23 protein-coding genes are annotated in these 25464 nt (G+C 60.9%); 8 read left to right on the forward strand and 15 right to left on the reverse strand.

The window, feature by feature from the left end; all coding sequences use genetic code 11:
- Positions 1–3 precede the first annotated feature (3 nt).
- Complete coding sequence (locus ACODTZ_RS02295) at positions 4–1158, reverse strand: DUF3095 domain-containing protein (protein WP_489024764.1); 1155 nt, start codon at positions 1156–1158, stop codon at positions 4–6.
- A 317-nt stretch (positions 1159–1475) separates the two neighbouring features.
- Between ACODTZ_RS02295 and ACODTZ_RS02300 the strand changes: the two genes are divergently transcribed.
- Complete coding sequence (locus ACODTZ_RS02300; RefSeq protein WP_111560949.1) at positions 1476–1955, forward strand: class I SAM-dependent methyltransferase; 480 nt, start codon at positions 1476–1478, stop codon at positions 1953–1955.
- On the opposite strand, the gene ACODTZ_RS02305 is transcribed toward ACODTZ_RS02300, so the two are convergent.
- A complete protein-coding gene (locus ACODTZ_RS02305; RefSeq protein WP_489023419.1) occupies positions 1956–2834 on the reverse strand; it encodes an FkbM family methyltransferase in 879 nt (292 codons plus the stop codon).
- Entirely contained in the window at positions 2834–4552 is a 1719-nt protein-coding gene (locus ACODTZ_RS02310) for an adenylate/guanylate cyclase domain-containing protein (protein WP_489023421.1), read from the reverse strand. Before ACODTZ_RS02310 ends, ACODTZ_RS02305 begins: the two co-directional genes overlap by 1 nt.
- Positions 4553–4744: 192 nt before the next feature.
- On the opposite strand from ACODTZ_RS02310, the gene ACODTZ_RS02315 reads away from it, so the two are divergent.
- Entirely contained in the window at positions 4745–5830 is a 1086-nt protein-coding gene (locus ACODTZ_RS02315) for a glycosyltransferase family 4 protein (RefSeq protein WP_489023423.1), read from the forward strand.
- Positions 5830–6582 carry a polysaccharide deacetylase family protein gene (locus ACODTZ_RS02320; protein ID WP_489023424.1) on the forward strand — a complete coding sequence of 251 codons (753 nt, stop codon included), beginning with the start codon at positions 5830–5832 and terminating at the stop codon, positions 6580–6582. Before ACODTZ_RS02315 ends, ACODTZ_RS02320 begins: the two co-directional genes overlap by 1 nt.
- On the opposite strand, the gene ACODTZ_RS02325 is transcribed toward ACODTZ_RS02320, so the two are convergent.
- Complete coding sequence (locus ACODTZ_RS02325; protein WP_112436644.1) at positions 6579–7409, reverse strand: MBL fold metallo-hydrolase; 831 nt, start codon at positions 7407–7409, stop codon at positions 6579–6581. The two genes, ACODTZ_RS02320 and ACODTZ_RS02325, sit on opposite strands and share 4 nt — an antisense overlap.
- A 532-nt stretch (positions 7410–7941) precedes the next feature.
- Here ACODTZ_RS02325 and ACODTZ_RS02330 point away from each other — a divergent pair.
- Positions 7942–9462 (forward strand): adenylate/guanylate cyclase domain-containing protein, encoded by a 1521-nt coding sequence (locus ACODTZ_RS02330; RefSeq protein WP_489024765.1) that lies wholly within the window; start codon positions 7942–7944, stop codon positions 9460–9462.
- Between the two features lie 36 nt (positions 9463–9498).
- On the opposite strand, the gene glgX is transcribed toward ACODTZ_RS02330, so the two are convergent.
- From glgX to ACODTZ_RS02355, 5 genes are all read right to left on the reverse strand, one after another.
- Entirely contained in the window at positions 9499–11589 is a 2091-nt protein-coding gene (gene glgX, locus ACODTZ_RS02335) for a glycogen debranching protein GlgX (protein ID WP_489023425.1), read from the reverse strand.
- Between the two features lie 99 nt (positions 11590–11688).
- Positions 11689–12483 (reverse strand): SDR family NAD(P)-dependent oxidoreductase, encoded by a 795-nt coding sequence (locus tag ACODTZ_RS02340; RefSeq protein ID WP_489023427.1) that lies wholly within the window; start codon positions 12481–12483, stop codon positions 11689–11691.
- Between the two features lie 78 nt (positions 12484–12561).
- Entirely contained in the window at positions 12562–13293 is a 732-nt protein-coding gene (locus tag ACODTZ_RS02345) for a glutathione S-transferase (protein WP_489023429.1), read from the reverse strand.
- Between the two features lie 100 nt (positions 13294–13393).
- Positions 13394–13567 carry a hypothetical protein gene (locus ACODTZ_RS02350; protein WP_018901217.1) on the reverse strand — a complete coding sequence of 58 codons (174 nt, stop codon included), beginning with the start codon at positions 13565–13567 and terminating at the stop codon, positions 13394–13396.
- 298 nt (positions 13568–13865) lie between these two features.
- Positions 13866–14126: a DUF2934 domain-containing protein gene (locus ACODTZ_RS02355; RefSeq protein ID WP_489024767.1), complete on the reverse strand. Its 261-nt coding sequence runs from the start codon at positions 14124–14126 to the stop codon at positions 13866–13868.
- 291 nt (positions 14127–14417) lie between these two features.
- Between ACODTZ_RS02355 and ACODTZ_RS02360 the strand changes: the two genes are divergently transcribed.
- The 3 genes from ACODTZ_RS02360 to ACODTZ_RS02370 all read left to right on the forward strand — a co-directional run bounded on the left by ACODTZ_RS02360 (position 14418) and on the right by ACODTZ_RS02370 (position 17967).
- Positions 14418–15881, forward strand: a complete 1464-nt coding sequence (locus ACODTZ_RS02360) for a phospholipase D-like domain-containing protein (RefSeq protein ID WP_489023431.1) — start codon at positions 14418–14420, stop codon at positions 15879–15881.
- 95 nt (positions 15882–15976) lie between these two features.
- Positions 15977–16798: an endonuclease/exonuclease/phosphatase family protein gene (locus ACODTZ_RS02365; protein WP_489023433.1), complete on the forward strand. Its 822-nt coding sequence runs from the start codon at positions 15977–15979 to the stop codon at positions 16796–16798.
- Between the two features lie 119 nt (positions 16799–16917).
- The gene (locus tag ACODTZ_RS02370) at positions 16918–17967 is read left to right on the forward strand and encodes an alpha/beta hydrolase (RefSeq protein WP_489023435.1); all 1050 of its coding nucleotides are present in this window, start codon (positions 16918–16920) and stop codon (positions 17965–17967) included.
- A gap of 22 nt (positions 17968–17989) precedes the next feature.
- Here the strand turns inward: ACODTZ_RS02370 and ACODTZ_RS02375 are convergent, their stop codons facing one another.
- The 5 genes from ACODTZ_RS02375 to ACODTZ_RS02395 form a co-directional block, all read right to left on the reverse strand.
- A complete protein-coding gene (locus ACODTZ_RS02375) occupies positions 17990–19444 on the reverse strand; it encodes a sensor domain-containing diguanylate cyclase (RefSeq protein ID WP_489023437.1) in 1455 nt (484 codons plus the stop codon).
- A gap of 222 nt (positions 19445–19666) precedes the next feature.
- Positions 19667–20707, reverse strand: coding sequence for a sulfate/molybdate ABC transporter ATP-binding protein (locus ACODTZ_RS02380; RefSeq protein WP_489023439.1), 1041 nt, complete (start codon positions 20705–20707; stop codon positions 19667–19669).
- Positions 20708–20716: 9 nt separating this feature from the next.
- Positions 20717–21592, reverse strand: coding sequence for a sulfate ABC transporter permease subunit CysW (gene cysW, locus ACODTZ_RS02385; protein ID WP_489023441.1), 876 nt, complete (start codon positions 21590–21592; stop codon positions 20717–20719).
- Complete coding sequence (gene cysT / locus ACODTZ_RS02390; RefSeq protein WP_489023443.1) at positions 21582–22439, reverse strand: sulfate ABC transporter permease subunit CysT; 858 nt, start codon at positions 22437–22439, stop codon at positions 21582–21584. Before cysT ends, cysW begins: the two co-directional genes overlap by 11 nt.
- Positions 22440–22447: 8 nt before the next feature.
- Entirely contained in the window at positions 22448–23473 is a 1026-nt protein-coding gene (locus ACODTZ_RS02395; RefSeq protein WP_313760307.1) for a sulfate ABC transporter substrate-binding protein, read from the reverse strand.
- Positions 23474–23813: 340 nt separating this feature from the next.
- Here ACODTZ_RS02395 and ACODTZ_RS02400 point away from each other — a divergent pair, with 340 nt between their 5' ends.
- The gene (locus ACODTZ_RS02400; RefSeq protein ID WP_489023445.1) at positions 23814–24857 is read left to right on the forward strand and encodes an NAD(P)-dependent alcohol dehydrogenase; all 1044 of its coding nucleotides are present in this window, start codon (positions 23814–23816) and stop codon (positions 24855–24857) included.
- Between the two features lie 11 nt (positions 24858–24868).
- Here the strand turns inward: ACODTZ_RS02400 and ACODTZ_RS02405 are convergent, their stop codons facing one another.
- Entirely contained in the window at positions 24869–25444 is a 576-nt protein-coding gene (locus tag ACODTZ_RS02405) for a DedA family protein (RefSeq protein WP_047504088.1), read from the reverse strand.
- Between the last annotated feature and the right edge of the window lie 20 nt (positions 25445–25464).

The following is a 25464-nucleotide window of genomic DNA, read 5'->3' on the forward strand; positions in this document are numbered from 1 at the left end:
GATCTACAGCGTCTTGCCGGTCATCTGGCTGGCGGCCACAGCATAGCCGCCGCTCGCTCCATCGATGAAATGCATATGATCGCGCGATAGCGGCGTCGGCACGAAGCAGGTCATCAGTGCCGATGTCTGGCTGTGAAGGCCATAGCGCGCGATGCCGTCGGCCTGTGCCTTTTCAAGCAGCGCCCGGATCAGGCCGAGGCGATGCGCATCGATATCGAGCGTCATCTTCAGGCCATCGTCGAATTTGCGAAAGTCGGAATTTCCCGCGACGTCGCGCTTGTAGAGCCGCGCATCGAAGGTGCCGAACTTCAGGTTCAGCTTGTGCAGGATTACGGTGAGCGCGATCTGCAGCATGATGATAATTCGCTGCCGCAGCCGCCCCGCATGCGGCGCCGTCGCCCGGACCTCCCGGTTGATACCTTTCAGCGAAAAGCCAAGCGCGGGCCCGTCGGCCGGTACCGGATGCGCGTCGCGGCTCTGTTCGGCGGAAATGGCGACCACGTCGCTAACCAGCTGCCTGAATTCCGGCGTCACGCCACGCTCGCCCGGCACCGCGATGATCGAGGCAATTTCGCCATTGTGGGATTCGATCGGGTTCCAGCGACAGGAAAGACCGGTCAGATCAGGACGCGTGCCCGCCGGCGCCGGCTCGATGGCGTAGCGTCCTTCCTTCATCTGCCTCTCGGCCCAGTTGCCGCCACCGCCCGCAAACATCGCGTAGCTGACGAACGGGCTCGCCGAATAGCGCGCGACGCGCACGTCCAATCCCTCGCGCCTGATGTCGCCGATCGGGACGAGAGCAATGCGCAGTGTCAGCTGCAGATCTTCCTCGGCCCATCGCTGGGCGGCGGCAAGGGCCTCTCTCGCCGCCGTTGCCATCGAGCCGGGCAGGGCGACGATTGCGCCGTCGCCGCCGAAAACGAAAGGATAGTCGCCCTTGCCGAGCGCGTTGAGCACGGCGGAGATGACGCTCGCGCCTGCCATGTTCACGTCCTTGTAGCGACCATCCATGATCGCCTGCGTCGACCCGACGATATCGGCAACCGCCAACACCCAATCATCGGGCAGGCGGCGATAATTGTTGGTATCGGTCACGCCCTCGAATTGATCGAAGACCGGCACGCTGGCGAAGAAGCTGTCATCGGAAATGTCGTTCATATGAGAGTTAGAACAGACAGCCCGATCGGCGGCAATGGCATTTTCGGTGCGGACCGATCTTGGCCAATTCGAATTCTTCACGCGGGCGACGAAGACGATAACCTTCATGTGAGTTTGCCGTATGCCGGCGCATGTCGGCTTGCACGCTCGGACCTTTGCCGCTAGCTCTGTCGCCAACATCCATGCTTGCAACGCGTGGCTGCGAAACCGCTAAGTATAGCCTTTGCGGCAATGCGCCCACAGCAGGTATGCATCCATCTCACAGGCGCGATGTGTCTACATCCGCTCTCAAGAACTACGAACGGACACAGTTGCAAATGAGCCGCCTCGACAGCTTCATTCGCCGTTTGACGGCCCAGCGTGATATTCTTAATTCCATCGTCGATCTGGTTCAAAAGATTGACGGCCCCGTGCTCGAATTCGGGCTTGGCAATGGCCGCACCTACGATCATCTGCGCGAGCACTTTCCCGATCGCCGCATCATCGCCTTCGACCGCGATGTACGCTCCTATTCGTCCTCGACGCCGCCGGCCGAGAACATGGTAACCGGCGAGATTCGCGAGTCGGGCCAAGCCTTCCTCGGCATCGGCGCTGCTCTGGCGCATGCCGATATTGGCACGGGTCATGATGAGATCGACGCGGTGACGCTGACATGGCTGCCGCAACTGATGGTTGGCGTTCTGGCAACGGGCGGCATTGCCGTCAGTGGTTTGCCGATCGAGCGGCCCGAGCTCGAGCCGCTGCCGCTTCCACCAGGCATCAAGGAAGGTCGCTACTACCTCTATCGCCGGCGCTGATTAGGGCAGGAACGGCACGTCGTACTGATCGATGTCGCGGGGCATGTCTTTCACGGCCATTTCCTTTTCCCCGTCTTCGAAAAAGACAAGGCAGCGATTGTAGAAACCGGCAAGCGTGGCGATGAACTCGCCTGTCTGCGCGGGGCCATAAAAGCTCGGCGTGAACTCCATATAGAGCGGCACGCGTCGCGACATCAGCGGCACCATGGACCGGCACGCCACGGGCTCATATCCCTCGATATCCATCCAGACGAGGCCGATTGCGGCAGGGTCGATCGAAAGATCGGCCAGGATTTCCGTCACCGGCCGGACCGGGACGCTGATCTTCGTGTCGCTGGCGCTTTGCCGGATCGCGCTGCTCTTGCCATGATTGTTGGCATTCATGAAGAAATCGATCTCGCCCGACGTGTCACCGGCCGCGTAATTGACCGCCGTCACTCTACTGTCGAGCTGATTTTGCCGCAGATTGAGCTGCAGAAGCGGAAAATTGCGGGGGTCCGGCTCGATCGTGACGATGTGCCGATAGGCGCCACTCAGCGCGAAATAGACCGTCTGCGTGCCGATATTGCCGCCGATCTCCAGCAGATGGCTGTCGCTGTGCAACAGACCGCGCTGCCGCAGGATCGTCAACAAGCGATCGACGTGATCGCGCTCGAAATGGCCCTTGCGGAACACCTTGCGGCCGATGTAATCGGCGGGCGAGAAGGTCATCAGGTGATCGCCGGCATCGACGGTCATCGAGACCACGCGCGGTCCTATGCTTTCGATCAGGACACGGCGGCCGGTGCGCGTATCGAATAGCTTGCGGCCGATCGCGTTGCGCATCTTGCGCCAGCGCTTCATCCAGTATTTGGCGGTCAGCCGCGGTTGGCTGGGCATCAGGTCTGTCCTTCGAGCAGTTCGATCGCCTTGTCTCGCGGAATGACATAGACTTTCAAGGGCAACGCACGGCCTCTGACGCTGATTTCACGACTTTCTATGCCGCCCATGTCGGCGCCAGCGAGAGCCGCTACCGGTTCGGAGACGACAAGCGCGACCTCGAACTCCTTCGCGGCGGCCTCCAGGCGGCTGGCGACGTTCACCATGTCGCCGATTGCCGTCGTGCTGCGGGCGCGGCCGAAGCCCAGCGTTCCCACCACCGCCGGGCCGGTATGAATGCCGATAGCGATACGCAGCGGCATGGACAGTTCGTCCGACAGTTCGTCGCTCAGCTTTTCGATGTCGCGCGCGATCGACGCCGCAGCCGTCAGCGCTTGCCGACAGGCCTCCTCGGGCGAGGTGCCGATCCCGAAGAGCGCCATGGCGCCATCGCCGATAAACTTGTCGACCCGGCCGCCGGCCTTCTCGACCGCATTGCCGACCAGCGCGAAATAGCGGTTCAACAGGAAGACGATGTCGAAGGGCAGGCGGTCCTCGGTGAGCGCCGTGAAGTCGCGTATGTCACAGAAGAGGACGGCGATCTCGCGCTCGCGGCCGGGCGTTGTCTCCTGCGTGTTGGCGGGAAGCGCGGTCTCCGTCGCGCGCAGCAGCAGCGGCACCACGGTCACGTCCTGTGTCGGGCGCAACTGGCAAGCAAGTCGGACATCGGGTGCGGCGTTGATCCGTTTCAGTGTCGATTGCTCCATCCGGTCTGGAGCAGGAAGTGCCTCGAGATTGCTCAGCACCTGCACCCGGCAGGTGGAGCACTGGCCCTTGCCGCCACAGACGGAATAATGCGGTATCCCACCCAGCCGGCTTGCTTCAAGAACCGTGAAGCCGCGTGGAACGCGCACCACTTCACCACCCTGGTAGTGCACCGTGATCTGGTCGACGCGTTCCCTCCATCGGCGGTGCGTTCTGGCCGCGACGACAAGAAACAAGGCGCCGGCGAACGAGCCGTAAAGCCCGGTGCGGATCATCCTGACTTCCGCGATCGCTTCCGGGTCCTTCATGTAGCGCGAATTGAGATTGGACTCGTAACGACTGTTATCTGCAATCCCCTCATAGGCTGGTTCGGCAATGGTGCGGCCCATCTCGATGAAGCCGAGAATGGCGAGAACCGGCACGAGAATGGCCACGACCAGCAGCGACGCAGCGATGTCGTTGTACCAGTTGCGATAACGCAGCCAGTAGTGGAGGCCGATGCAGCCGTGGAACCAGACGAACACGAGCGCGACCACCTGGCGTAGCCCATTGCCGGGTGCGGTGATCCACAGCGTGCGCATGATCGTTTCGTAGTTGTCGCGGTAGCCGTAGAGCGCATGAACGACGCGCGTGCCGATCACGTGGTCGATCAACAAGATGGGAATTGCCAGACCGAGAATGATCTGGGCAAGCTCGCCCTTGGGCATGACAAGGCTGCGGCGGATGTAGATCGAGCGCAAGACCAGCGCGATATGGGTGAAGATCGCGCCGTAGAGCGCCAGCGTGCCGACGGGATTTCTCCACAGCGCGGTGAAAAACCGCCTGCCGTCTTCGGCTGCTGAAACGGAAATGAGGCCGAGCGCATGATTGGAGAAATGCAGGAACGCGAAGGCGAACATGACAAGGCCGGAGCCGAGCCGCGCGCGCCTGATCGAGCGTTCCGAAAAAATGCTGCTGACTGCGCCGCTCGCCATTCAATACCGTTCTTGAAACCCAAATCACATTTGCACTAGTGATAGGGCAATTGAGGTTTTATTGCCGCCTTTCGACCGTCCGTGCACGTCACATGTTCGTCAGCAAGCCGTAAGGATGAAGACCATAGCAAACTTTCGCCCGGCGGGCACAGGGGCCGGTCTTGAACACTGCGTCTCAAAGTGCGTGACCACATGCGCATAGCATTCTACGCACCGCTGAAGTCGCCCAACCATCCGGTGCCCTCGGGCGACCGGCTTATGGCGCAGCTGCTGATCCGCGCCTTGCAAATGGGTGGCCATACTGTCGACGTCGCGTCGGAGTTCCGCAGTTTCGCGTCGTCGCCGGAAGCGGCGGCAAAGGTCGAAGGCGAAGCGGCCTTGGAGCTGCAGAGATTGCGGGCCAAGTGGTCGGGCGGAGACAAGCCCGATCTTTGGTTCTGCTATCATCCCTATTACAAATCGCTGGATCCGTTCGGGCCGGTGCTCTGCGCGGAATTCGACGTTCCTCTTGTCACCGCGGAAGCGTCTTATTCCCCCAAACGTGATCAGACCGATTGGTCGCCATATCAGGCGCGGATCGGCGCGATGGTCAGAGACGCAGCGGTCAATATCGGCTTCACGCGGCGCGACCGACAGGGTCTCGAAAGGGCAATCCCCGAGGCGCGCATCGCCGCACTTGCCCCCTTTATCGACACGGCGACATTTGAAGACATTCAGCCAGTGCCGGAACCGACACGGCTGATTAGCGTCGCGATGATGCGCGCCGGCGACAAGATGCAGAGCTACGCGATGCTCGCCGAAGCGCTGACCACGATAAGGGACAAGCCGTGGACGCTGGCGATTGTGGGTGGCGGTCCGATGCGTGGTGAGGTCGAACGCCTCTTCTCAACGTTCGAGCCGGGGCGGATCGATTGGCTCGGAGAGCGTGGCGCTGACGATATAGCCCGCCAGCTTGGCAGATCGGGAATCTACGCATGGCCGGGCTGCGGCGAGGCCTATGGGCTTGCCTATCTCGAGGCACAGGCGGCTGGTCTGCCTGTGGTCGCGCAGAACACGGCAGGCGTTCCGGAAGTCGTCCAGTCTGGCTTGACCGGATTGCTGACGGCTGAAGGGGATATCGCCGCCTACGCTTCGGCGATCAGCGAATTGCTCGACGATGCCTCGAAACGCACCGAGATGGCGAACGCGGCCCGCCGCTTCGTGCTGGGCGAACGGTCGCTTGCGATTGCGGCAAAGGCGATCGACGAGATTTTATGCAGATACATAGGAAAACAATGATGACGGCTGACGACATCTGGGCGCCATTGCGGGCTGAGCTCGACCGGTGGCAGGCTACCGACAAAACCGCCCGCTTCTGGCTTCGCGACGACGATGCGATCGAGCCGACGCCGGCGTTGGAGCAGCTGCTGAAGATCACCAAGGACGCCAACGCGCCGTTGACGCTCGCCGTCATCCCGGCGTCCACGGGCGAGGCGCTGGCAGCGCGGTTGGCTGACGAGCGGCATGTGCTGGTGGCCTTGCATGGATGGTCACACACCAATCACGCGGGACCCGACGAGAAGAAGCAGGAACTCGGCGCCCATCGCGCGCCGGATATCGTGCTTGGCGAGTTGCGCGACGGCTTTGCCATTCTGCAACGGCTGTTCGGCCCGCATTTCATCTCGATGCTGGTGCCGCCCTGGAACAGGATCAACAGCGCGCTTATCGCGGAATTGCCGGCGCTTGGCCTCGAAACTCTATCCGTCTACGGAGCGGCGAAGGCAGGAAGCCCAATACGGCTGCTGAATACCCACGTCGACATCATGAACTGGCACGGCATCCGTGGCGGCAGGCCGCATGACGAGCTGGTGGCTGACGTGGTGAAGGAACTGCGGGCCCGCTTCGATGATGATGCCGAGCCGATCGGCATTCTCACGCACCATCTCGTGCATGACGAGACCGCCTGGGCATTCCTCTCCGATCTTCTGGTCGAGACGAGCGCCCATCCCGCCGTCGCCTGGAAATCGGCGGCGGCGCTGGTCGAAGCCTAGAGTTCGAGAACCTGGTTATCCCGAGCCGCGAACGAGCTCGGGAAGGCGGCCTGTGCCTGCTTTTCCATGTCTTCCAGTTGCGCATCGGTGCGCGAGGGCGCGTGGTGGAAGAGCGCGAACTGCTTGGTGCCCGCCATCTTCGCCAGCTCGATACCATGCTCCCACGTCGAGTGGCCGAAGCCCTTGAAACGCTGCATTTCGTCTTCGTTGTAGGTGCAGTCGTAGACGGCGAGATCGACGTCCTTCATCATTTCCAGCGCAACGGGGTCATGAGTGCCGGGGGTGTGCTCGATGTCGTAGACCAGCGCGATGGAGCGGCCCTGATACTCGACGCGATAGCCGATGGCCCCGCCGGGGTGGTTCAGCATGAAGGTCTTGATCCTGACGCCTGGATGCGGCTCCAGAATCTGTCCGGCGCGAAAGTCGCGGAAGCTCATCGTCGCCTGACAGATATCGGTCTTCACAGGGAACCATGGCGGGCTGATGAACTGCTCGATCATCTCGCGCGTGGTCATCTTGCCATCGAGATGGCCGGACCAGATGCGCAGATCGATCGACGGATAGTAGATAGCCTTGAAGAACGGTAGCCCGATGATGTGGTCATAGTGACAGTGGCTGAAGAACAGGTCGACATCCCGGACCTGCTCGTTGAGCATGCAGAGCCCGGCCTCGCGCGCGCCGGAGCCCGCGTCGAAGATCATACGGTGTTCGCCACAGCGTATCTCGATGCATGAGGTGTTGCCACCATAGCGATCGAATTCAGGTCCGGAGACCGGGATACTGCCGCGAACGCCCCAGAACTTTACTTGAAAGAGATCTTTACTCATCGCTTTTTCAAAATGGTCCGACCCCACCGCGCTAACGTGATCATCATTTGAACCTGATGCCAAGCGTGGCATTTCACAAGCCGTCTTGTTTTACGTACCGCATCCACCCTATCAACCCGACCGGTCGAATTTCTTAAGCAACCGGGTTTTGTTGCAGAAAGCAACAGCTTATGGTTCGATTTCCGTAAATTGCGGTGCGCTTTTGGCCAGCTTGCAGTGCCGAATCCTGATTTTCCTTCAAAATATATGGGAATTCGCATACGGGAATGCAAATGGCTGCAGATCCCACTTAAGTCGAAGGTTTCGTTGCCGTCTCGCTCGACGCTGATCGGGCGCCGTGTAATTATTCCAGTGCGTCGCCGCCTGATCGTCCGATTCCGCGCGACTGCATCTTCATGGCATTCAGTCTTTCAAGTTCGCGTCCGGAACAGGACGGTCCGTGTTGAGAACGAGGTGGTGCGTGGCAGGCGATGCTGATCATGGTTCGATTGCGAGGAAGAACGGCTACTTCATCACCGCCGTGGTGATCGCGATGCTGGCCGGATTGCCGCTTGCCGTGTGGATGGATGTGAGCAATCTGTCGCAAAGCGCGCTGAAGCGGCAGGCTCAAGACATGAGCTCGCTGATAACAAGCATTCGCTCCTACTACGCGACCAATGTCGTCGGCCGGATACTGGCGGCACACGCGGCTGGAATGGATAGCGGCACGCCGGTCACCCACGAATACGCCACCATTCCTGGCGCGATCCCCATACCCGCCACGCTCTCTCTTGAGCTTGGAGATGTGATCAAGCAACAGCAGGCGAACATCACTTATCGCTTCGTTTCCGACCTGCCGTTCAACAAGCGAGCGCCGCATGATCTCGACCGTTTCGAGACCGCGTCCCTGGCCGCGCTGCGGGCCGATCCAAAACAGACCTTGAGCGACATCAAGAGAAGCGGGTTCACCAATACGTTTCGTCTGGTCACACCGGTGCTCATGGCTCAGGCCTGCGTTGCCTGCCATAACACGCATCCGGAGAGCCCAAAGAGGGACTGGAAGATCGGCGACGTTCGCGGCATTCAGGAGGTCATCATCCGCCAGCCCTTCGCCGCCAACGTCTTCGCCTTCAAATACCTGCTGCTTTACTTTCTCTGTTCAGCTGGTCTCGGCATGGCGTTGATTTTGCTGCAGCAACGGCAGGCGACGCTGATCCAGGGCTTCAACCGCGATCTGGAATCCGCCAACGAATTCCTGGCCAGCATATCGATGAAGATTTCCCGCTACCTGTCGCCACAAATCTACAAGGGGATTTTCAGCGGCCAGAAGGATGTCGTGGTTCATACCGAACGCAAGCGGCTCACGATCTTCTTCTCCGACATCAAGGATTTTACCGCGACGACCGAACGCCTGCAGCCCGAGGCGTTGACGGAAATGCTCAACGAATACCTGACCGAGATGTCGGCGATCGCTCTGAAGCATGGCGGCACGCTCGACAAGTTCATTGGCGACGCCGTGCTGGTTTTCTTCGGCGATCCTGAAACCAATGGGGCGGCGGAGGATGCGAAAGCCTGTCTGAAAATGGCGATCGACATGCAGCACCGGCTTGGCGAACTGAAGGCGAAATGGCGCGGCGACGGCACCGAAGAGCCGTTTGTCGTGCGCATGGGGATCAATAGCGGCTACTGCAATGTCGGCAACTTCGGCAGCAATGACCGGATGGATTATACGATCATCGGCGCCGAGGCCAATCTGGCGGCCCGCCTGCAATCGATCGCCGAGGGTGGCAAGATCGTGATCAGCTACGAAACCTATGCGCTGGTGAAGGACATCGTCGATGCCACGCCGCTGCCGCCGATCACCATGAAGGGCATCCAGCGAGAGATCGTGCCCTATGCCGTCAAAGGCCTGCTGCTTGGCGAGGATCACGCGATCCGTGTCATGAGCGAGCATTTTTCTGGGCTCGACCTGCACCTCGATATCGGGCAACTGGACCCCAAGGAACGCGCGCGGGTGCGCGCGGCGCTTGCCGAGGCGATGGCCGCGCTCGATGAGCGCGACGCGCAGCGTTGAGATTAATCGCCGCTGCTGCGCGCGCTCGGATTTTGCCTAGCTGGTCCTCGGGATGAACACGGCCACGCTTTCGCGCTCGACGGTCAGCGGTTCACTGACATCAAGTCTGGTGAATGGCTCGTCCGCGCCAGTCGCCAGCACACGGCGCCACTCCTCGATCCCGTTGACCTGAGGCAGTCGGACCTCGCAGTCTCCGCCGGCGTTGAAGACCATGAACACACCAGCGCTCTTGTCAGCCTCAGACGTGTTGGCGCTGTAGGACATGTAGACGCTGAGCAGGCGAAGCTCCCGATCGTTCCAATCCTCTTCGGCCATCTGCTCACCATCCGGCCGATACCAGGCGATCTCGGTTCGTCCATCCTCACCGACGGCGCCGGTCAGGAAGCGCTCCTGGCGAAGCTCGGGGTGGTCTTTGCGCAACGCGATCATCTTCTGGCAGAAGGTGAGGAAGGGATCGTCAAGGCCCGACCAGTCGACCCAGCCGATCTCGTTATCCTGGCAATAGGCGTTGTTGTTGCCGGCCTGGCTGTTGCCGACCTCGTCGCCGGCCACGATCATCGGAATGCCTTGGCTGAGAAGCAGCGTCGCCATCATGTTGCGGCGGCGGCGGGCGCGGGCATCGCGGATGCCGGCATCGTCGGTGGCACCCTCGGCGCCCATATTGTCGGAGTGATTGTCCGAATGGCCGTCGCGATTGTCCTCACCGTTCGCCTCGTTGTGCTTGTCGTTGAAGGACACCGTGTCCATCAGCGTGAAGCCGTCATGGGCGGACAGGAGGTTGACCGACGATGTCGCCGCGCGGTCGGAGTGGTTGAACTGAAGTTGCGAACCGGTAAGGCGCGACGCGATGTCAGGCGCCATGCCGCCGTCGCCCTTCCAGAAGCGCCTGGTGTCGTCGCGGAACTTGTCGTTCCATTCCCGGAACGGATGCGGAAAGCCGCCGACCTGGTAGCCACCTTCGCCGACATCCCAGGGTTCGGCGATCAACTTCACGCCTGAGAGGATCGGATCCTGGCGGATTGCGCCGAAGAAAATGCCTTGGCGATCGAAATCGAGATCCTGGCGCCCGAGCGTGCTTGCAAGGTCGAAGCGGAAACCATCGACGTGCATGACGCCAACCCAGTAGCGCAAGCTGTCGAGCACCATGCGCATGACCATGGGGTGGGCGACGTTCAGCGTGTTGCCGGTGCCCGTCGTGTCGTAGGTGTGGCGCGGATCGTCGGGGGAGAGGATGTAGTAGCTGGCATTGTCGAGCCCGCGGAAGGAGAGAGTCGGTCCGCGTTCGCTGCCCTCGGCGGTGTGGTTGTAGACCACATCCATGATGACCTCGATGCCGGCGGCGTGGAACGCCTTCACCATCGTCTTGAACTCGGTGATCTTGCTTCCCGAAAGATATCTCGGCTGCGGCGCGAAGAAGCCGAGCGTCTGGTAGCCCCAGTAATTGGTGAGACCCTTCTCAAGCAAATAGCGGTCGTTTGGAAAATGCTGGATCGGCAACAGCTCGATCGCCGAAATGCCGAGCTTGGTCAGGTGGTCGATGATCGGCTCGCTGCACATTCCGAGAAAGGTGCCGCGCAGCTCGTCGGGCACATCAGGATGCGTCATCGTCATCCCGCGCACATGCGCCTCGTAGATGATCGTGTCCGTCCAGGTTCGGCGGATGGCTTGGTCGCCATCCCAGTCGAAATCCGGATCCTGCACGATCCCCTTGACCATATAGGGAGCGCTATCGCGATCGTCGAAGGACAGATCGTCGTCCTTGGCGCCGATCGTATAGCCGTAAAGCGCGTCGTCCCATTTGAGCTCGCCGAGCACCTGCTTGGCATAGGGGTCGAGCAGCAGCTTGTTCGGGTTGAAGCGGTGGCCGGCCTGCGGATCGTAGGGGCCGTGGGCGCGATAGCCGTAGACCGTGCCGGGGCCGACGCCGGCGATGTAGCCGGACCAGATGTCGCCCTCGCGCTTTGGCAGCGCCATGCGGGCAACCTCCTCCTTGCCATCTGGCGAGAAGAGGCAGAGTTCCATCTGTTCGGCATGGGCGGAAAACACCGCGAAATGCGTTCCCTGGCCGGTGTATTCAGCACCGAGTTCGGGCTTGAGAAAGTCGAGTTCTGAAAACGAAAAGCTCATCGAACCCCCCCGCTTGGTTGTTAGCCTGCAGGGAACGTTGTTGCGCTGCAAAAGTTCCTTGGTTCACAGCGTAAGCGTATCGATCTGCGCCACTAAGAATCAAGGCATCAGCTGTCCGCCATTGACCTCGATGATCTGGCCCGTGACGTAGCCTGACAGTGTCGGCGATGCGAGGAACAGATAGGCGCCGACGCAATCCTCCGGCGTACCGACGAAGCCCATCGGGATCGACTTGCGCTGCATCTCCATCTGCTCGTCGTTGGTGTAGCGCTCGTGGAACGGCGTGGCGATCACGCCTGGCGCCACCGCGTTGACGCGAATGCGGTCGGCGACGAATTCCTTCGCATGGCCGCGGGTGATGGTGGAGACGAAGCCCTTGGCCGCGGCGTAAAGAATGGCGCCGCCACCGCCGCCGTTTCGCGCCGCGATCGATGTGGTGTTGATGATGAAGCCGCCCTGCTTCTTCAGCCAGGGGTGGGCGGCGCGGGTCGCGGCCAGCACGGAGCGGGCGTTCAGGTCCATCACCTTCTCGTAATGCTCGTCGGTGAATTCCGAGGTCGGCTTGCGGCCGAGCATGCCGCCGGCATTGTTTACCAAGCCATCGAGATGGCCGAATGTCTTGGCGGTTTCTTCGACCACGCGCTCGGTCTCACCCTCCTTCGACACGTCGCCATGGACGAGATGGACGTGACCGCCCGCCGCCTTGATCTCGTCGGCCAGCGCTTCTGCCTGCTCTCGGCTCGAGTTGTAGTGAATTCCGACCTTCATCTCCTGCGCCGCAAGCGCCCTTGCGAGTGCCGCTCCAATGCCTGTCGAAGCTCCGGTGATCAGAACGGCCTTGCCGGCCAGATCGGGAATTTTGATTGCCGCAAGCGATTGCGCAAGATGTGCCATGAAAACGATCTCCCAGTTTTATCGAAAGGCCGACGCGCGTCCGGCCGCGATGATGTCCCGCCGGGAGTAGATTGGAGATCAGTTGCCCGCGTCAAGTTCCGGATAATGACGAAAGATGCCGTCTTCGCTGAAAGCAAGCCGGCGAGGGGAGGCGAGATAGGCTGCGATCCGGGGGCGCTCGCGAACCGCCGCATGCAGATCGGACAGGGCGGCGTAGCGATCCTGGTAACCCTTCATCGCGTTGGGAAATGCGTAGCAGAGACCTTCGATCACCTGGAATAGCGAGAGATCGACATAGGAAAGCTCCGAGCCGACGATGTGCCGTGGGCCACTGGGGTTCTGCCGCAGCGCGCGCTCGACATAGCCGAGATACTTCGGGATACGCTCATCGATGAACGCCGTGGAACGGGCCTTCGCTTCGACCTTCTGATCCTCATAGTAGAGCCCTGTCGAGATCGGATGGTGGGTGTCGTGAACCTCGGAGACGAAATCGGTGATCGTCAGCTGAAGCCCGTTCGCGGTGTAGCGCAGCTTTTCATCGGAAGGCGCGAGCCCGAGCTTCGGCCCAAGGTAGAAGAGGATGTTGGCGACGTGCGAAACCAGGATGTCGCCATCCTTCAGAAACGGCGGAGCAAATACGGTCGTCGAATTCACCCCGTGATCCAGGATCTCCAGCATGACATCGGTGCCCATGCCCTGCTGCTCGTGTCTCACGACGTCGACGTAATCGGCGCCCGCTTCCTCAAGCGCGAGTCGCACGAACTCGCCGCGTCCCTGAATGCCATTCCAATAGAAGAGTTCATAGGCCATCCGCGCCTCCCTAAGGGCGCCTGGTCGCCCGATCGTCGTGCAGACGCCGCCTGTTTAAATTATCGGGTCAAATTGTCAGCGTTTTATATCGCGGCCAGTATTACTTGCGGCCATACCAGCGTGAAACGGCGGCGATGCGCTCAAATGCCGATCGGCGCATTGAAATGGCAGCCGGCTTTTCTCGGAAGAAAAAGGCCACGAGATTGTCGACAACGACGACAAGCAGCATGGCGAGCGCCAGATAAGCCGTTGCAGCAAGGACTAGGGTCGGCATTTTATCTCACACCGGAGCGATGAACATGTAGCAACCTGCTACGATGAGGGAAACGAGAATTACGTCGAAGTAGCTGCGGTTCATGATCATTCTCCCAGTTTTGCAGGAGAACCGTCAAAAGGTCACTTTTGTTCCATTGGGAACCGCCGCCACAGCACTTTTAAGAAAGTCGGAAATTGCGCTGCGACTGAAGATCTTTCTGGCATTCATTCAATACGACTGAATTAATGCAGAGATGTGACTGGAATGAAAACAGGGCGCCCCGGAGGCGCCCTTTTAAATCAATAATTTGCAGAGATCATGCCGACTTTCGCGGCGTGGATTTCTTAGGGGCTGCTTTGGTCGCCTTGGCGGCGCTGCTCACCTTGATCTCGGGAGCTGCGCGTTTCGCTCTGGTCTTGACTTCCTTGCCATCGGCGGACGCGGCGGACCCTTCGAGCGCGGCGCGCTCTTTCATCGCCTGTTGCCAATGTTCATGATCACGCCCGCTGGGGCGGCCTTCCTCTTCCCAAAGCGCATACGCGCGCTTCTGAACCCACTCTCTTTGAGTTTCCGTCATCGCCGATCTCCACTGCAGGGATGCCATCGTTCAAACGCGATACTGATTGAAGAGTTCCAGACGAATCGGATTGTTTCAAGTAATTTCTGACACACTGCAAAAATATATGTGGCGTTGCAGCACGATGCTTAACGAAGACGCGGCATGTGCCCCAAATACGGGCATTCCGGGGCGGCGGCTGGCGCGGTTATACTGTCATCACACCACGCCGGAGACCTGCCGATAGCGTGCGGTATGTGCCACCCAAGGGCGTGATTGAACAGTCCTGAATTGCCGCTATATCTTCGTGATATGTTTTATCTCATATCGACCTATTGGCCGCATATCCTGTTTGTTATTTCGTTGCTCATGGGGGCTGCCGCGGCAATCCACGCGACCATGACGAAGGAAGAGGTGCGCGCCGCGATAGGCTGGGTCGGCGTCATCGTCCTGTCCCCCATCGTCGGCGCCGTGCTTTACGCGATCGCCGGCATCAACCGCATAAGGAGGGCGTCCCTGAGCCTGCGCCGCGACGCACTGATGCCGCAGGCCGATCTCGATGAACTGGAGACCTTCGACGCCGAAGCCGAGATGGTCATCAGCGGTTTCGGCCGTCGTTTCGCCGCCCTGCAGACGCTCGGCGACCGCGTGGCCCGCAGCCCGATCGCGACCGGCAACACGATCGACATGCTCGAAACCGGCGATGACTGCTACGCCGCGATGAAGGCGTCGATCGACGGCGCCGAGCGAAGCGTTCTTCTCGAAACCTATATCTTCGATCGCGACCCGATCGGCCTCAGGATCGCCGATGCGCTGATCGCGGCGACGAAGCGCGGCGTGCAGGTTCGCGTGCTGATCGACGCCGTCGGCGCCCGCTACTCGGTGCCGAGCATCCTCGGCTATCTGGAGGATGGCGGCGTTTCGGTTTCCGTGTTCAACGGCAACGTCATCATCGGGCTGCGCCTGCCTTACGCGAACCTCAGAACCCACAGAAAGATCGTGATCGTCGACGGCCGGGTGGCGCTCACCGGCGGCATGAACATCCGGTCGGGTTTCACACGCGAGTTTGCCGGCGAAGACTTCGCGCGCGACACCCATTTCATGGTCACCGGACCTGTTGTCGCCGACTTGTTCGACATCGCCGCCGAGGACTGGCGTTTCACGACGGGCGAGGAGCTGACCGGCGACGAGTGGCGGATCGCAGCACCCGAGCGGGAGCCCGGTGATCCCGTCTTCATGCGCGTGGTCGCTTCCGGACCGGACAGACGGGTGGAGACGAACCACAAGATGCTGATGGGCGCCTTTTCGGTCGCCCGCACGTCGATCAAGATCATGTCGCCCTATTTCCTGCCGGATCGCGAACTGATCAGCGCGCTGGCGACGGCGGCGCGCCGGGGCGTCGAGGTCGATATCGTGGTTCCCGCCGCCAACAATCTCGTTCTGGTCGACAGGGCAATGACCGCGCAATTCGACCAGATCGTCAGCAACTACTGCCGCATCTGGCGCGCCAGCGGCGCGTTCAGCCATTCAAAGCTGCTATCGATCGATGGCGTCTGGTCCTATGTCGGCTCGTCCAATCTCGATCCGCGCTCGCTGCGGCTGAATTTCGAGATTGATCTCGAAGTTTTGAACGAGGGCTTCGCCAACGAGATCGAGGAACATATCGACGAGGCGATCCGCTCCGCAGCTCCGGTTACGCTGCAAGGCTTGCGGTCCGCGCCGTTTCCGGTGCGCCTGCTGAACAAGGTCCTCTGGCTCGGCTCGCCCTATCTCTGAGCAATTTTTGCGTGCTCTGACATGGCAAGTTTGAGCGGAGCGCCTATACTGAAGCCAGGGAACCCATTCGCTTCATGGAGCACCGGAAAACGGCGATGCATGCCAGGAACAACAATCTGCCAGCAAGCATTCTTGCTTCCATCCGAAACCACAGGAAGCGCGTCGAACTGGCTCATGCCAGTCCAGTGTCACGCCCGGAAGGCACGCTGATTGCGTCCTACAATGTGCATAAATGCGTGGGCAACGACAGACGCTTCGACCCTGATCGCACCAGCCGCGTGATCCATGAAATCGACGCCGACGTCATCGCCCTTCAGGAAGCGGACACACGCTTTGGCGAACGGACGGGCATTCTTGATCTGCCGCGCCTGGAAAGAGAGAGCGGGTTGGTGCCGGTGCCGATCAGCGGCGTGAACAAGGCGCATGGCTGGCACGGCAATGTGGTGCTGTTCAAGAAGGGCCTCGTGCGAGACGTCCACCAGATCAAGCTTCCAGGATTGGAGCCGCGCGGCGCGCTCGTCGCCGAACTCGATCTGGAACGAGGCGGCGCGCTGCGCATCATCGCCGCGCATTTCGGCCTTCTCCGGCATTCGAGAGCGCAGCAGGCGAAGGTGCTGCTTGAGTTGATGGCTGACAAGTCCGACATGCCGACCATCCTGCTTGGCGACTTGAACGAATGGCGCCTGGGCGACCGCTCGTCGCTTCATTCTTTTCAGTCGATCTTCGGTCCGCAGCCACTCGCCGTGCCGAGCTTCCCGGCGCGTTTGCCGGTGCTTGCGCTGGATCGCATTATGGCAAATCGCACGGGCGTGCTGACCACGGTCGAGGCTCACGATACGCCATTGTCGCGCGTCGCATCCGACCATCTGCCGATCAAGGCCTTCGTCAATCTGCAGGAAGACGCCAAGTCCGCCTGATAGGAGAGGTGCTGTAACCGCACCGGTTTACCATAGGCGTCTCGCGCACCTTGACACAGCTTCCAGTCGTGAGAGGGTCTGCGCGGATCGGCACAGGGCCGGCACGGAGAGGTCTGGAAATGCGAAGCGCACGCCATCATGGAGATGCGGTCAGGCGGTCGATTGTGACGGCGCGGCGCGCCATCGCAGCCGTCTCTCTGCTTTCGCTCTGTCTTGCGGCTCCCTCGCTCGCTGCAGACGAAGCCGTGCAGACCGAGGCGTCGAGAGCACAGGTCGCGAAGCTTCTGGACAAGATGGGCGAGCATTATGCGAAGGCGAGCACGCTCTCCGAACGCCGCGACGCCTTCGAGCAGTTGATGCAAAAGACGCCGGGCCCATCACGGGTGCAGATCAAGGAGGTCGACGCCGGTGGCGTGGATGCCGAAATGATATGGCCGGCGCGGCTTCACTATTCGATCGGCAAGCGCGCCATCCTCTATGTCCATGGCGGCGGCTTCTACAGCGGTTCGTTGGATACGCACCGCGCATCGGCCGCATCCTTTGCAAAGGCAGCATCGGCGGATGTGCTGCTGATCGACTATCGCCTCGCGCCGGAGTATCCCTATCCCTCCCAGATCGACGACACGTTGACCGCCTACCTGTGGCTGCTCGATTCCGGATATGAAAGCGGCAACATCGTTGTGCTCGGTGATTCCGTCGGCGGCAACCTCGCGATTGAAGCGGTGCTGCGGCAGATCAAGCTCCAAGGGCCGCCGCCTGCGGCTGTGATCACCATCAGCGCAGTGACCGACCTTGCGGCAACCGGTGCATCGATCAAGACCAACGCCTTAAACGATCCATTCGGCAATGCATTGCAGATTGAGGCGGCGCGCAAAGCCTATCTCGGAGATCGCTCGCCGACAGATCCGCGCGTGTCGCCGCTCTATGCCGACATGAAGGGCTTTCCGCCGCTCTTGATGCAGGTCGGTTCCAAAGAGATCTCGCTCGACGACACGTTGCGTCTTGCCGACAAGGCCAAGCAGGCAGGTGTCGACGTAACGACGGAGGTGCTGCCGGGAATGATCCACCAATGGCAGCTGTTCCCGTTCTGGCTCGACGATGCCCGCAAGTCCAACCAGCGTGCCGCCGAATTCGCGCTTGAGCATTTCGCCGACAAGCCGCGTCAGTAGCGAGAGTTTCGACAGTCGTCGCCTACAGAGCCGTTGCCGAAGCAGCCTTGCGGCTTGCGTGATGCGCCCGCTTCTGTTCGTACATCGCCAGATCGGCGCGCCGGACCATCGCCTCCATCGTCTCGCCCTCTTCGCTGGTGGCAAGGCCGACCGATATGTCGAGGGGCGCATTCGAATAGAACTGGTTGTTGATCTTCAACAGCTCCTGAATGGTCTCGAGCATCGCCTGGGCTGCCTGCCGGTCGGCGCCGGGCATGAGAACCGCGAACTCGTCCCCGCCCACGCGGGCAGCGTGGTTCGGCATCGAAACGGCGCCGTTCAGCACTTCTCCGAGGCGGCGCAGCAGCGCGTCGCCCGCGTCGTGGCCGAGTTGGTCATTGGCGATCTTCAGCCCGTCGAGGTCGATGATCAAGGCAGATACCGGCCGCAGCGATTTGCGCTGCAAGCGGTTGAGCTCATCCATGTAGAAGGCGCGATTATGCAGTTTCGTCAGGACGTCGTGCTTGCCGAGATATTCGAGATAGGCTTCGGCCTTCTTGCGTGCGGTGATGTCGGTCAGGGCGACCTGTACGCGTGACCAGTCCTTCTCATGGCCAGGGAACACGGAAAACTGCAGCAGCACGTGGCGCTCGGAGCCATCCAGCGCGTAATTTATGACTTCGCGTTGATGAAACAGACTGCCGTTCCAGAGCTCGATCAGTTGCTCGCGAAAGGTCTTCTCCATGTCATCACGGAAGATGCTCGCAATGCCATGAAGGAGGGTGGTGCGATCCGGCGCGCCAAAGAGATCGAGCGTCGCCTTGTTGACCTCGATCACGCTGATCTCGCTCATGCATTGCACGACAAACTCCGGATGAACATCTGTAAACACACGGAAATCCACGATGCCGCGATGGCGAACGTCTTCAAGCAACGCTTTAACGCGGCTGAAATCCTCAATCCAGAGCGACACGGGAGAGTGCTCGAAAATGCCCTCGGCATAGAGGCGATTTTCCTGTTCGGCACGTCGCGCGGTCTCGCGCGCGGTCACATCCTCGGTAGTGATCAGTACACGTTCGAGCGTCTTCTCATAGCCCGGCAGCACCGAACCGCGCAGCTGGATATCGAGGCGTCGGCCCGAGAGCGCGTAGTTGACGGCGCTGCCGTCGAACTCAAGGTGTCCGTCCCAAAGGGCAGTGAGTTCGTTGACATGGCTTTCCAGCATCTCGTCCCGGAATATGGACGAGAGATTGGCGGTCAGGTGGTCCTGGCTTTCAGCCTCGAAGAGGTCGAGCGTCTTCTGGTTGACCCGCAATATCCGAATCCGCTGCGAGCAGGCTGCCACGCGGCTCATATCCTCTTTCAGAAAGCTCCTGAAGTCGGTGACCCCTTCCTGCCGCCAGATATCAAACTGCGCCGCAACCCCGCTGAAATCCTCAATCCACATGGCGATCGGCGCCAGATCAAAAATGTCGAGGTCGGAAGCAATGCTTGTCATGGCGGCGGTCTTTCGATGCGATCAGTTTTCAAACCATCGCAGCGCGGCGATAGCCCACTTATCCTTAGTGCTCAATTCTAAAGCCGAGCTTGACGAGAATACGGATAATGCAGGGGCAGAGCGCATTTTCACGTGGGGCCGCCGTCAGGCGCGCCGCGGCATATAAGCAAAAAGAACGGCAGCGCGCCGTTCTTTCTGTATTAGTTCGCTCCCTGGTCAGCCTCAGGCGGACCTGAAGAGCTTCCAGCGGGTCGGCCGAAACGCAATGCCGCCGTGGTCAAGGCCGCCCGCCGCTGCCGGCGGCAGTTCAAGCTCGATCGGCGGATGGCCTTGCCCGATGTCGATCTCCACGTGACGCGTTCCGGCAACGCGGCGGCTGCTGGTGACGACACCGGCGATGCCTTCGGCGCCATTGCGAATTTCGATGTCGTGCGGGCGGAAGTAGAGGCTCGCCTCGCCGTCAGCCTCGCCCTCGGCGCGGATGCCAAGCGAGCGCCCGTCGAACCAGATCTCGCCGTTGGAAATCTTGACTTTCAGACAGTTCGATTGGCCGACGAAGCCGAAAACGAAGGGCGAATTGGGGTGATCGTAGACATCATCGGGCGTGCCGACCTGCTCGATCGCGCCCTGGCTCATCACGACGACCCGGTCTGCGAGCTCCATCGCCTCGTCCTGGTCGTGGGTAACGAAGATGGTCGTGTGCCCCGTCCTGTCGTGAATTTCGCGCAGCCACTTGCGCAGATCCTTGCGGACCTGGGCATCGAGCGCGCCGAACGGCTCATCGAGCAGAAGCACATTCGGCTCCACCGCCATCGCGCGCGCCAGCGCCACGCGCTGCCGCTGGCCGCCGGAGAGCTGCGCGGGATAGCGCTTTTCGAGGCCGGGGAGCTGGACGAGGTCGAGCAGTTCCAGCGCTCTGCGGCGTATTTCGTCCTTCGGAGGGCGGCGCGAGGAATGGCGGACCTTCAGGCCGAAGGCGACATTGTCGAGCACCGTCATGTGGCGGAACAGCGCGTAGTGCTGAAACACGAAGCCGATGTTGCGCTCCTGCACGCTCTTGCGAGACGCGTCTTCGTCGCCGAAGTAGATCAGTCCCTCGGTCGGGCTTTCGAGCCCGGCGATCAGGCGCAAGAGCGTCGTCTTGCCGGAGCCCGACGGACCAAGCAGCGCGATCAGCTCGCCGGAGCGGATATCGAGCGACACGTCATGCAGAGCCGGAAATCGATCGAATTCCTTGCGTAGGTTTTGAACACGAACTTCCATTCTAATTCCTCAGTGCCGCCGGCTCGCGGCGATTTCATCGCTGTATCGCATTTCCAGCAAGGTCTTCAAAACAAGGGTGACGAGCGCGAGCAGCGCCAGCAGGGTGGCAACGGCAAAAGCCCCGGTGAAATTATACTCGTTGTAGAGGATTTCCACTTGCAGCGGCATGGTGTTGGTCTGGCCGCGAATATGGCCGGAAACGACCGAGACGGCGCCGAACTCGCCCATGGCACGGGCGTTGCAGAGAAGCACGCCGTAAAGCAGCCCCCATTTGATGTTTGGCAAGGTCACGTGCCAGAAGGTCTGCCAGCCGCTGGCGCCAAGCGAGATCGCGGCCTCTTCATCGCCGGTTCCCTGTTCCTGCATGAGCGGGATGAGCTCGCGGGCGACGAAGGGGAATGTGACGAACATGGTCGCCAGGATCAATCCTGGAACCGCGAAGAGAATCTTGATGCTGTGGGCGCTCAGCCATTGCCCGAGATAGGTGTTGGCGCCGAGCAGCAGCACGAAGACCAGACCCGATATGACCGGCGAGACCGAGAAGGGCAGGTCGATCAGCGTTGTCAGGAAGGCCTTACCCTTGAACTCGAACTTGGCGATCGCCCAGGCGGCAGCCACGCCGAAGACGACGTTCAACGGCACACTGATGCCCGCAACGACCAGGGTCAGCCGGATAGCAGAAAAAGTCTCCGCATCCTGCAAGGCCGTGAAGAAGGCGGTCGGCCCTTTTCGGAATGCTTCAACGAACACGGCCGTGAGCGGCAGGATCAGGATCAGTGTCAGGAACACCAGCGAGGCGACGATCAGCGTCCACCGCGCCCACCGATGTTCGGTGACGACGGAGCGCACTTTCCTGGCGGGCGAAGCGTGGGTCTCATGCGCCATTGCCATACCTCCGTCTGCTCCAGCTCTGGATAAGGTTGATCACGAGAAGCATGGCGAAGGACAGCACCAGCATGACGGCGGCGATGCCGGTGGCGGCCGCGTAGTTATACTCTTCGAGCTTGATGACGATCAGCAGCGGGGCGATCTCCGATTTAAACGGCAGGTTGCCGGCGATGAAGATGACCGATCCGTACTCGCCGACGCCGCGCGCGAAAGCCAGCGCGAAGCCCGTGAGAACCGCAGGCGCCAGACCAGGCAACAGAACCCGGGTGATCGTCTGCAGTCGGTTCGCGCCGAGCGTGGCGGCTGCCTCCTCGACCTCCTTGTCGATCTCCTCCATCACAGGCTGCACCGTGCGCACGACAAAGGGCAGGCCGACGAAGACCAGCGCCACGACGATGCCAACGGGGGTGAAGGCGATCTTGATGCCGAGCGGCGTCAGGAACTGGCCAAGCCAGCCGTTGGGCGCATAAAGGGTCGCAAGCGCGATGCCGGCGACGGCGGTCGGCAGCGCGAAGGGCAGGTCGACCATGGCGTCGATGATGCGTTTGCCGGGAAAGCGGTAACGCACCAGGACCCAGGCAAGCACGATGCCGAAGACGACATTGACGCAGGCGGCCGCGAATGCGGTGCCGAAGCTGATCCGCAGCGCGTTCACCGTGCGGGCATCAATGGCGATCGACCAGAATTTTTCCCAGCCGAGTTCGCTCGAACGCCATGCGAGGCCCGAGAGGGGGATGAGGATAAGAAGGGTGAGCCAGATCAAGGTAAAGCCGAGTGCCATTCCAAAGCCTGGAATGACACTCGGCCGCCTGAACCGCCACCGCGCGGGGCTATGTGCTCTCATGCGATGTATTATTGTGCCGGCTTGTAGATTTGGTCAAACACGCCGCCATCGCCGAAGAATTTCGGCTGCGCTTCCTTCCAGCCACCGAAGTCGTCGATGGTTGCGAGCGTCAGCTTCGGGAAGCGGGCGATATCGGCAGGGTCGGCTGCTTCAGGCTTGATCGGGCGGTAATAGTGCTTGGCCGCGATCTTCTGGCCCTCGTCGGAATAGAGGTAGTTCAGATAGGCCTCGGCGACCTTGCGCGTGCCCTTCTTGTCGACATTGCCGTCGACCACGGCGACCGGCGGGTCCGCACGGATCGAGAAGCTCGGCGTTACGATCTCGAACTGATCGGGGCCGAGTTCTTCGAGCGAGAGGTATGCTTCGTTTTCCCAGGCAAGGAGGACGTCACCTAGGCCGCGCTGAACGAAAGTGGTGGTGGCGCCGCGTGCGCCGGTGTCGAGAACGGGAACATGCTGAAGCAGGCTCGTCACATAGGCCTGAGCCTTCGCCTCATCGCCGCCGTTTGCCTGCTTGGCCCAAGCCCAGGCAGCCAGGAAGTTCCAGCGCGCGCCGCCCGAGGTCTTCGGGTTCGGCGTGATCACCTGGACATCGTCCTTTACGAGATCGGCCCAGTCCTTGATGCCCTTGGGGTTGCCCTTGCGCACCAGGAACACGATGGTGGAGGTGTAAGGCGTCGAGTTGTTGGGAAGCTTGCTCTTCCAGTCGGCGGGGATCTTGCCGGTTTTTGCAGCGATCGCGTCGATGTCGCCTTCGAGGGCGAGGGTCACGACATCGGCGTCGAGACCATCGATGACCGAGCGCGCCTGTGCGCCGGAGCCACCATGCGACGCCTGGATCGCCACCGTCTCGCCGGTGTCCTTCTGCCACTTCTGTGCGAAGGCGGCGTTGAAATCCTTATAGAGTTCCCGGGTCGGATCGTAGGATACGTTGAGAAGTGTCTGGTCGGCAAAAGCTGGTGCGACAGCGCCGATGGCGAAACTGCCGGCCAGAACCGCGGCCGCGAGAAGCCGGGTAATCCGTTGTGCGTGCATGGGAACCTCCTTCGTTTGTGATCCAAACTCTACCAACTTGGTCGTATAATGAAACGAAGATTGTTTCTGTTCCATGCGGCGGTTCCGGAATGGCGTGCCATTTCATTCGCCGTTTTGAAATGATTGTGCTGTCGAACCTGCACCACGGCTGGCTGCGATTTGACTCTCGCAATTCAGGAATGGCCACGTTTCTAAAGCGACCTGCGAGCAGACGCGGGCATTCCATCGCGCGATGAGCAAAAGCCTCGGCGATGGAATTGAAATCCGCTGTGTTCGGCGATTATAGTCCGCCGACGCCGCGCTCGACTCGCGCGCGGGGAGGCAAGGGAAGGAACTGCAAATGACCAAAGTCCGCGCACTGGTGCTGGAGCGCCAGCATGAGCTCGCAATCCGTGAAATCGATCTGCCGATGGAAACCGGGCCGGGCGAGGTCAAGATCAAGATTCACACGGTCGGTGTCTGCGGCTCCGACGTTCACTATTACACGCACGGCAAGATCGGCCCCTTCGTCGTCAACGAGCCGATGGTGCTCGGGCACGAGGCGGCGGGCACCGTCGTCGAAGTCGGCGCCGGCGTCACACATCTGAAGGTGGGCGATCGCGTCTGCATGGAGCCGGGCATTCCCGATCCGAATTCGAAGGCAAGCCGGCTCGGCATGTACAATGTCGATCCCGCCGTCTCCTTCTGGGCAACGCCGCCCGTTCACGGCGTGCTTACGCCCGAGGTCGTGCATCCTGCCAACTACACGTTCAAGCTGCCTGACAATGTCAGCTTCGCCGAAGGTGCCATGGTCGAGCCTTTCGCCGTCGGTATGCAGGCCGCCACCAAGGCGAAGATCGCGCCCGGTGATACCGCCGTCGTGCTCGGCGCCGGTCCGATCGGCACTATGGTCGCCATTGCGGCACTCGCCGGCGGCTGCGCTCGCGCGATCGTGGCCGATCTCGCCCAGCCGAAGCTCGATATCGCCGCCCAGTATCAGGGCGTCATCCCGGTCAATATCCGCGAAACGAACCTTGTCGACGAGGTCTCGCGGCTGACGGACGGCTGGGGCGCCGACGTGATCTTCGAATGCTCCGGTTCGCCGAAGGCCTGGGAGACCATCATGGATCTGGCGCGCCCCGGCGGCGTCATCGTTGCCGTTGGCCTGCCGGTCAATCCAATCGGCTTCGACGTATCGACCGCTTCGACCAAGGAAATCCGCATCGAAACGGTTTTCCGCTACGCGCATCAGTATGAGCGGTCGATTGCGCTGCTCGGCTCCGGTCGCGTCGATCTGAAGCCTCTGATTTCAGAGACTTTCGGCTTCGAGGACTCGATCAAGGCTTTCGACCGCGCGGTCGAAGCGCGCCCAAGCGACGTGAAGCTGCAGATCGTGATGGACTAGGCGCCTGTCGGCTAGCTCGTGCTAGCCGACACTTTTCTGAAAGCTCTTCTGAAGACAAGGGCCGCGACAGCCACGATAGCCGCGGCCCCGAGTCCGACGAAGAGGTGATGATGCAGCGGCAGACGACCGAGGATCTGCTCGATCCCGTGTCCGAAGAGATAGCCGAGCGCCGTGAACAGCTGTCCCCATACAAGCGCCGCGATCGCATTCAGCATCACGAACTTGCCGGTCGAGATGCGGGTGGTACCGATCACGATCGGACTGATTGTCCTCAGGCCGACGAGAAAGCGGAACGCCAGGATGAAACCTGTCGGGTAGCGCTCTAAGAGGGACGTGACCTGCGCCAGCGTCGGCGTCTCCATCAGCCGGCGAACGACGTGCCAGCGTGATGCATAGCGGCCGGCGAAGAACCACATCTGGTCTCCGGCGAAGGAACCCGCCGACGCCATCAGCGAGGCCGACCAATAGGTGAGCAGCCCGCGATGGGAGATGATGCCGCCTAAAAAGGCCGCGGTCTCGCCCTCGAATGCGGTGCCAAGGAAGATCGCGATAATCCCATAGTGTTCGATCAGATGTTCTATGGACACGATTGATCCCTCAGCGTTTC

This window comes from Rhizobium sp. FG113 (genome assembly GCF_057809895.1).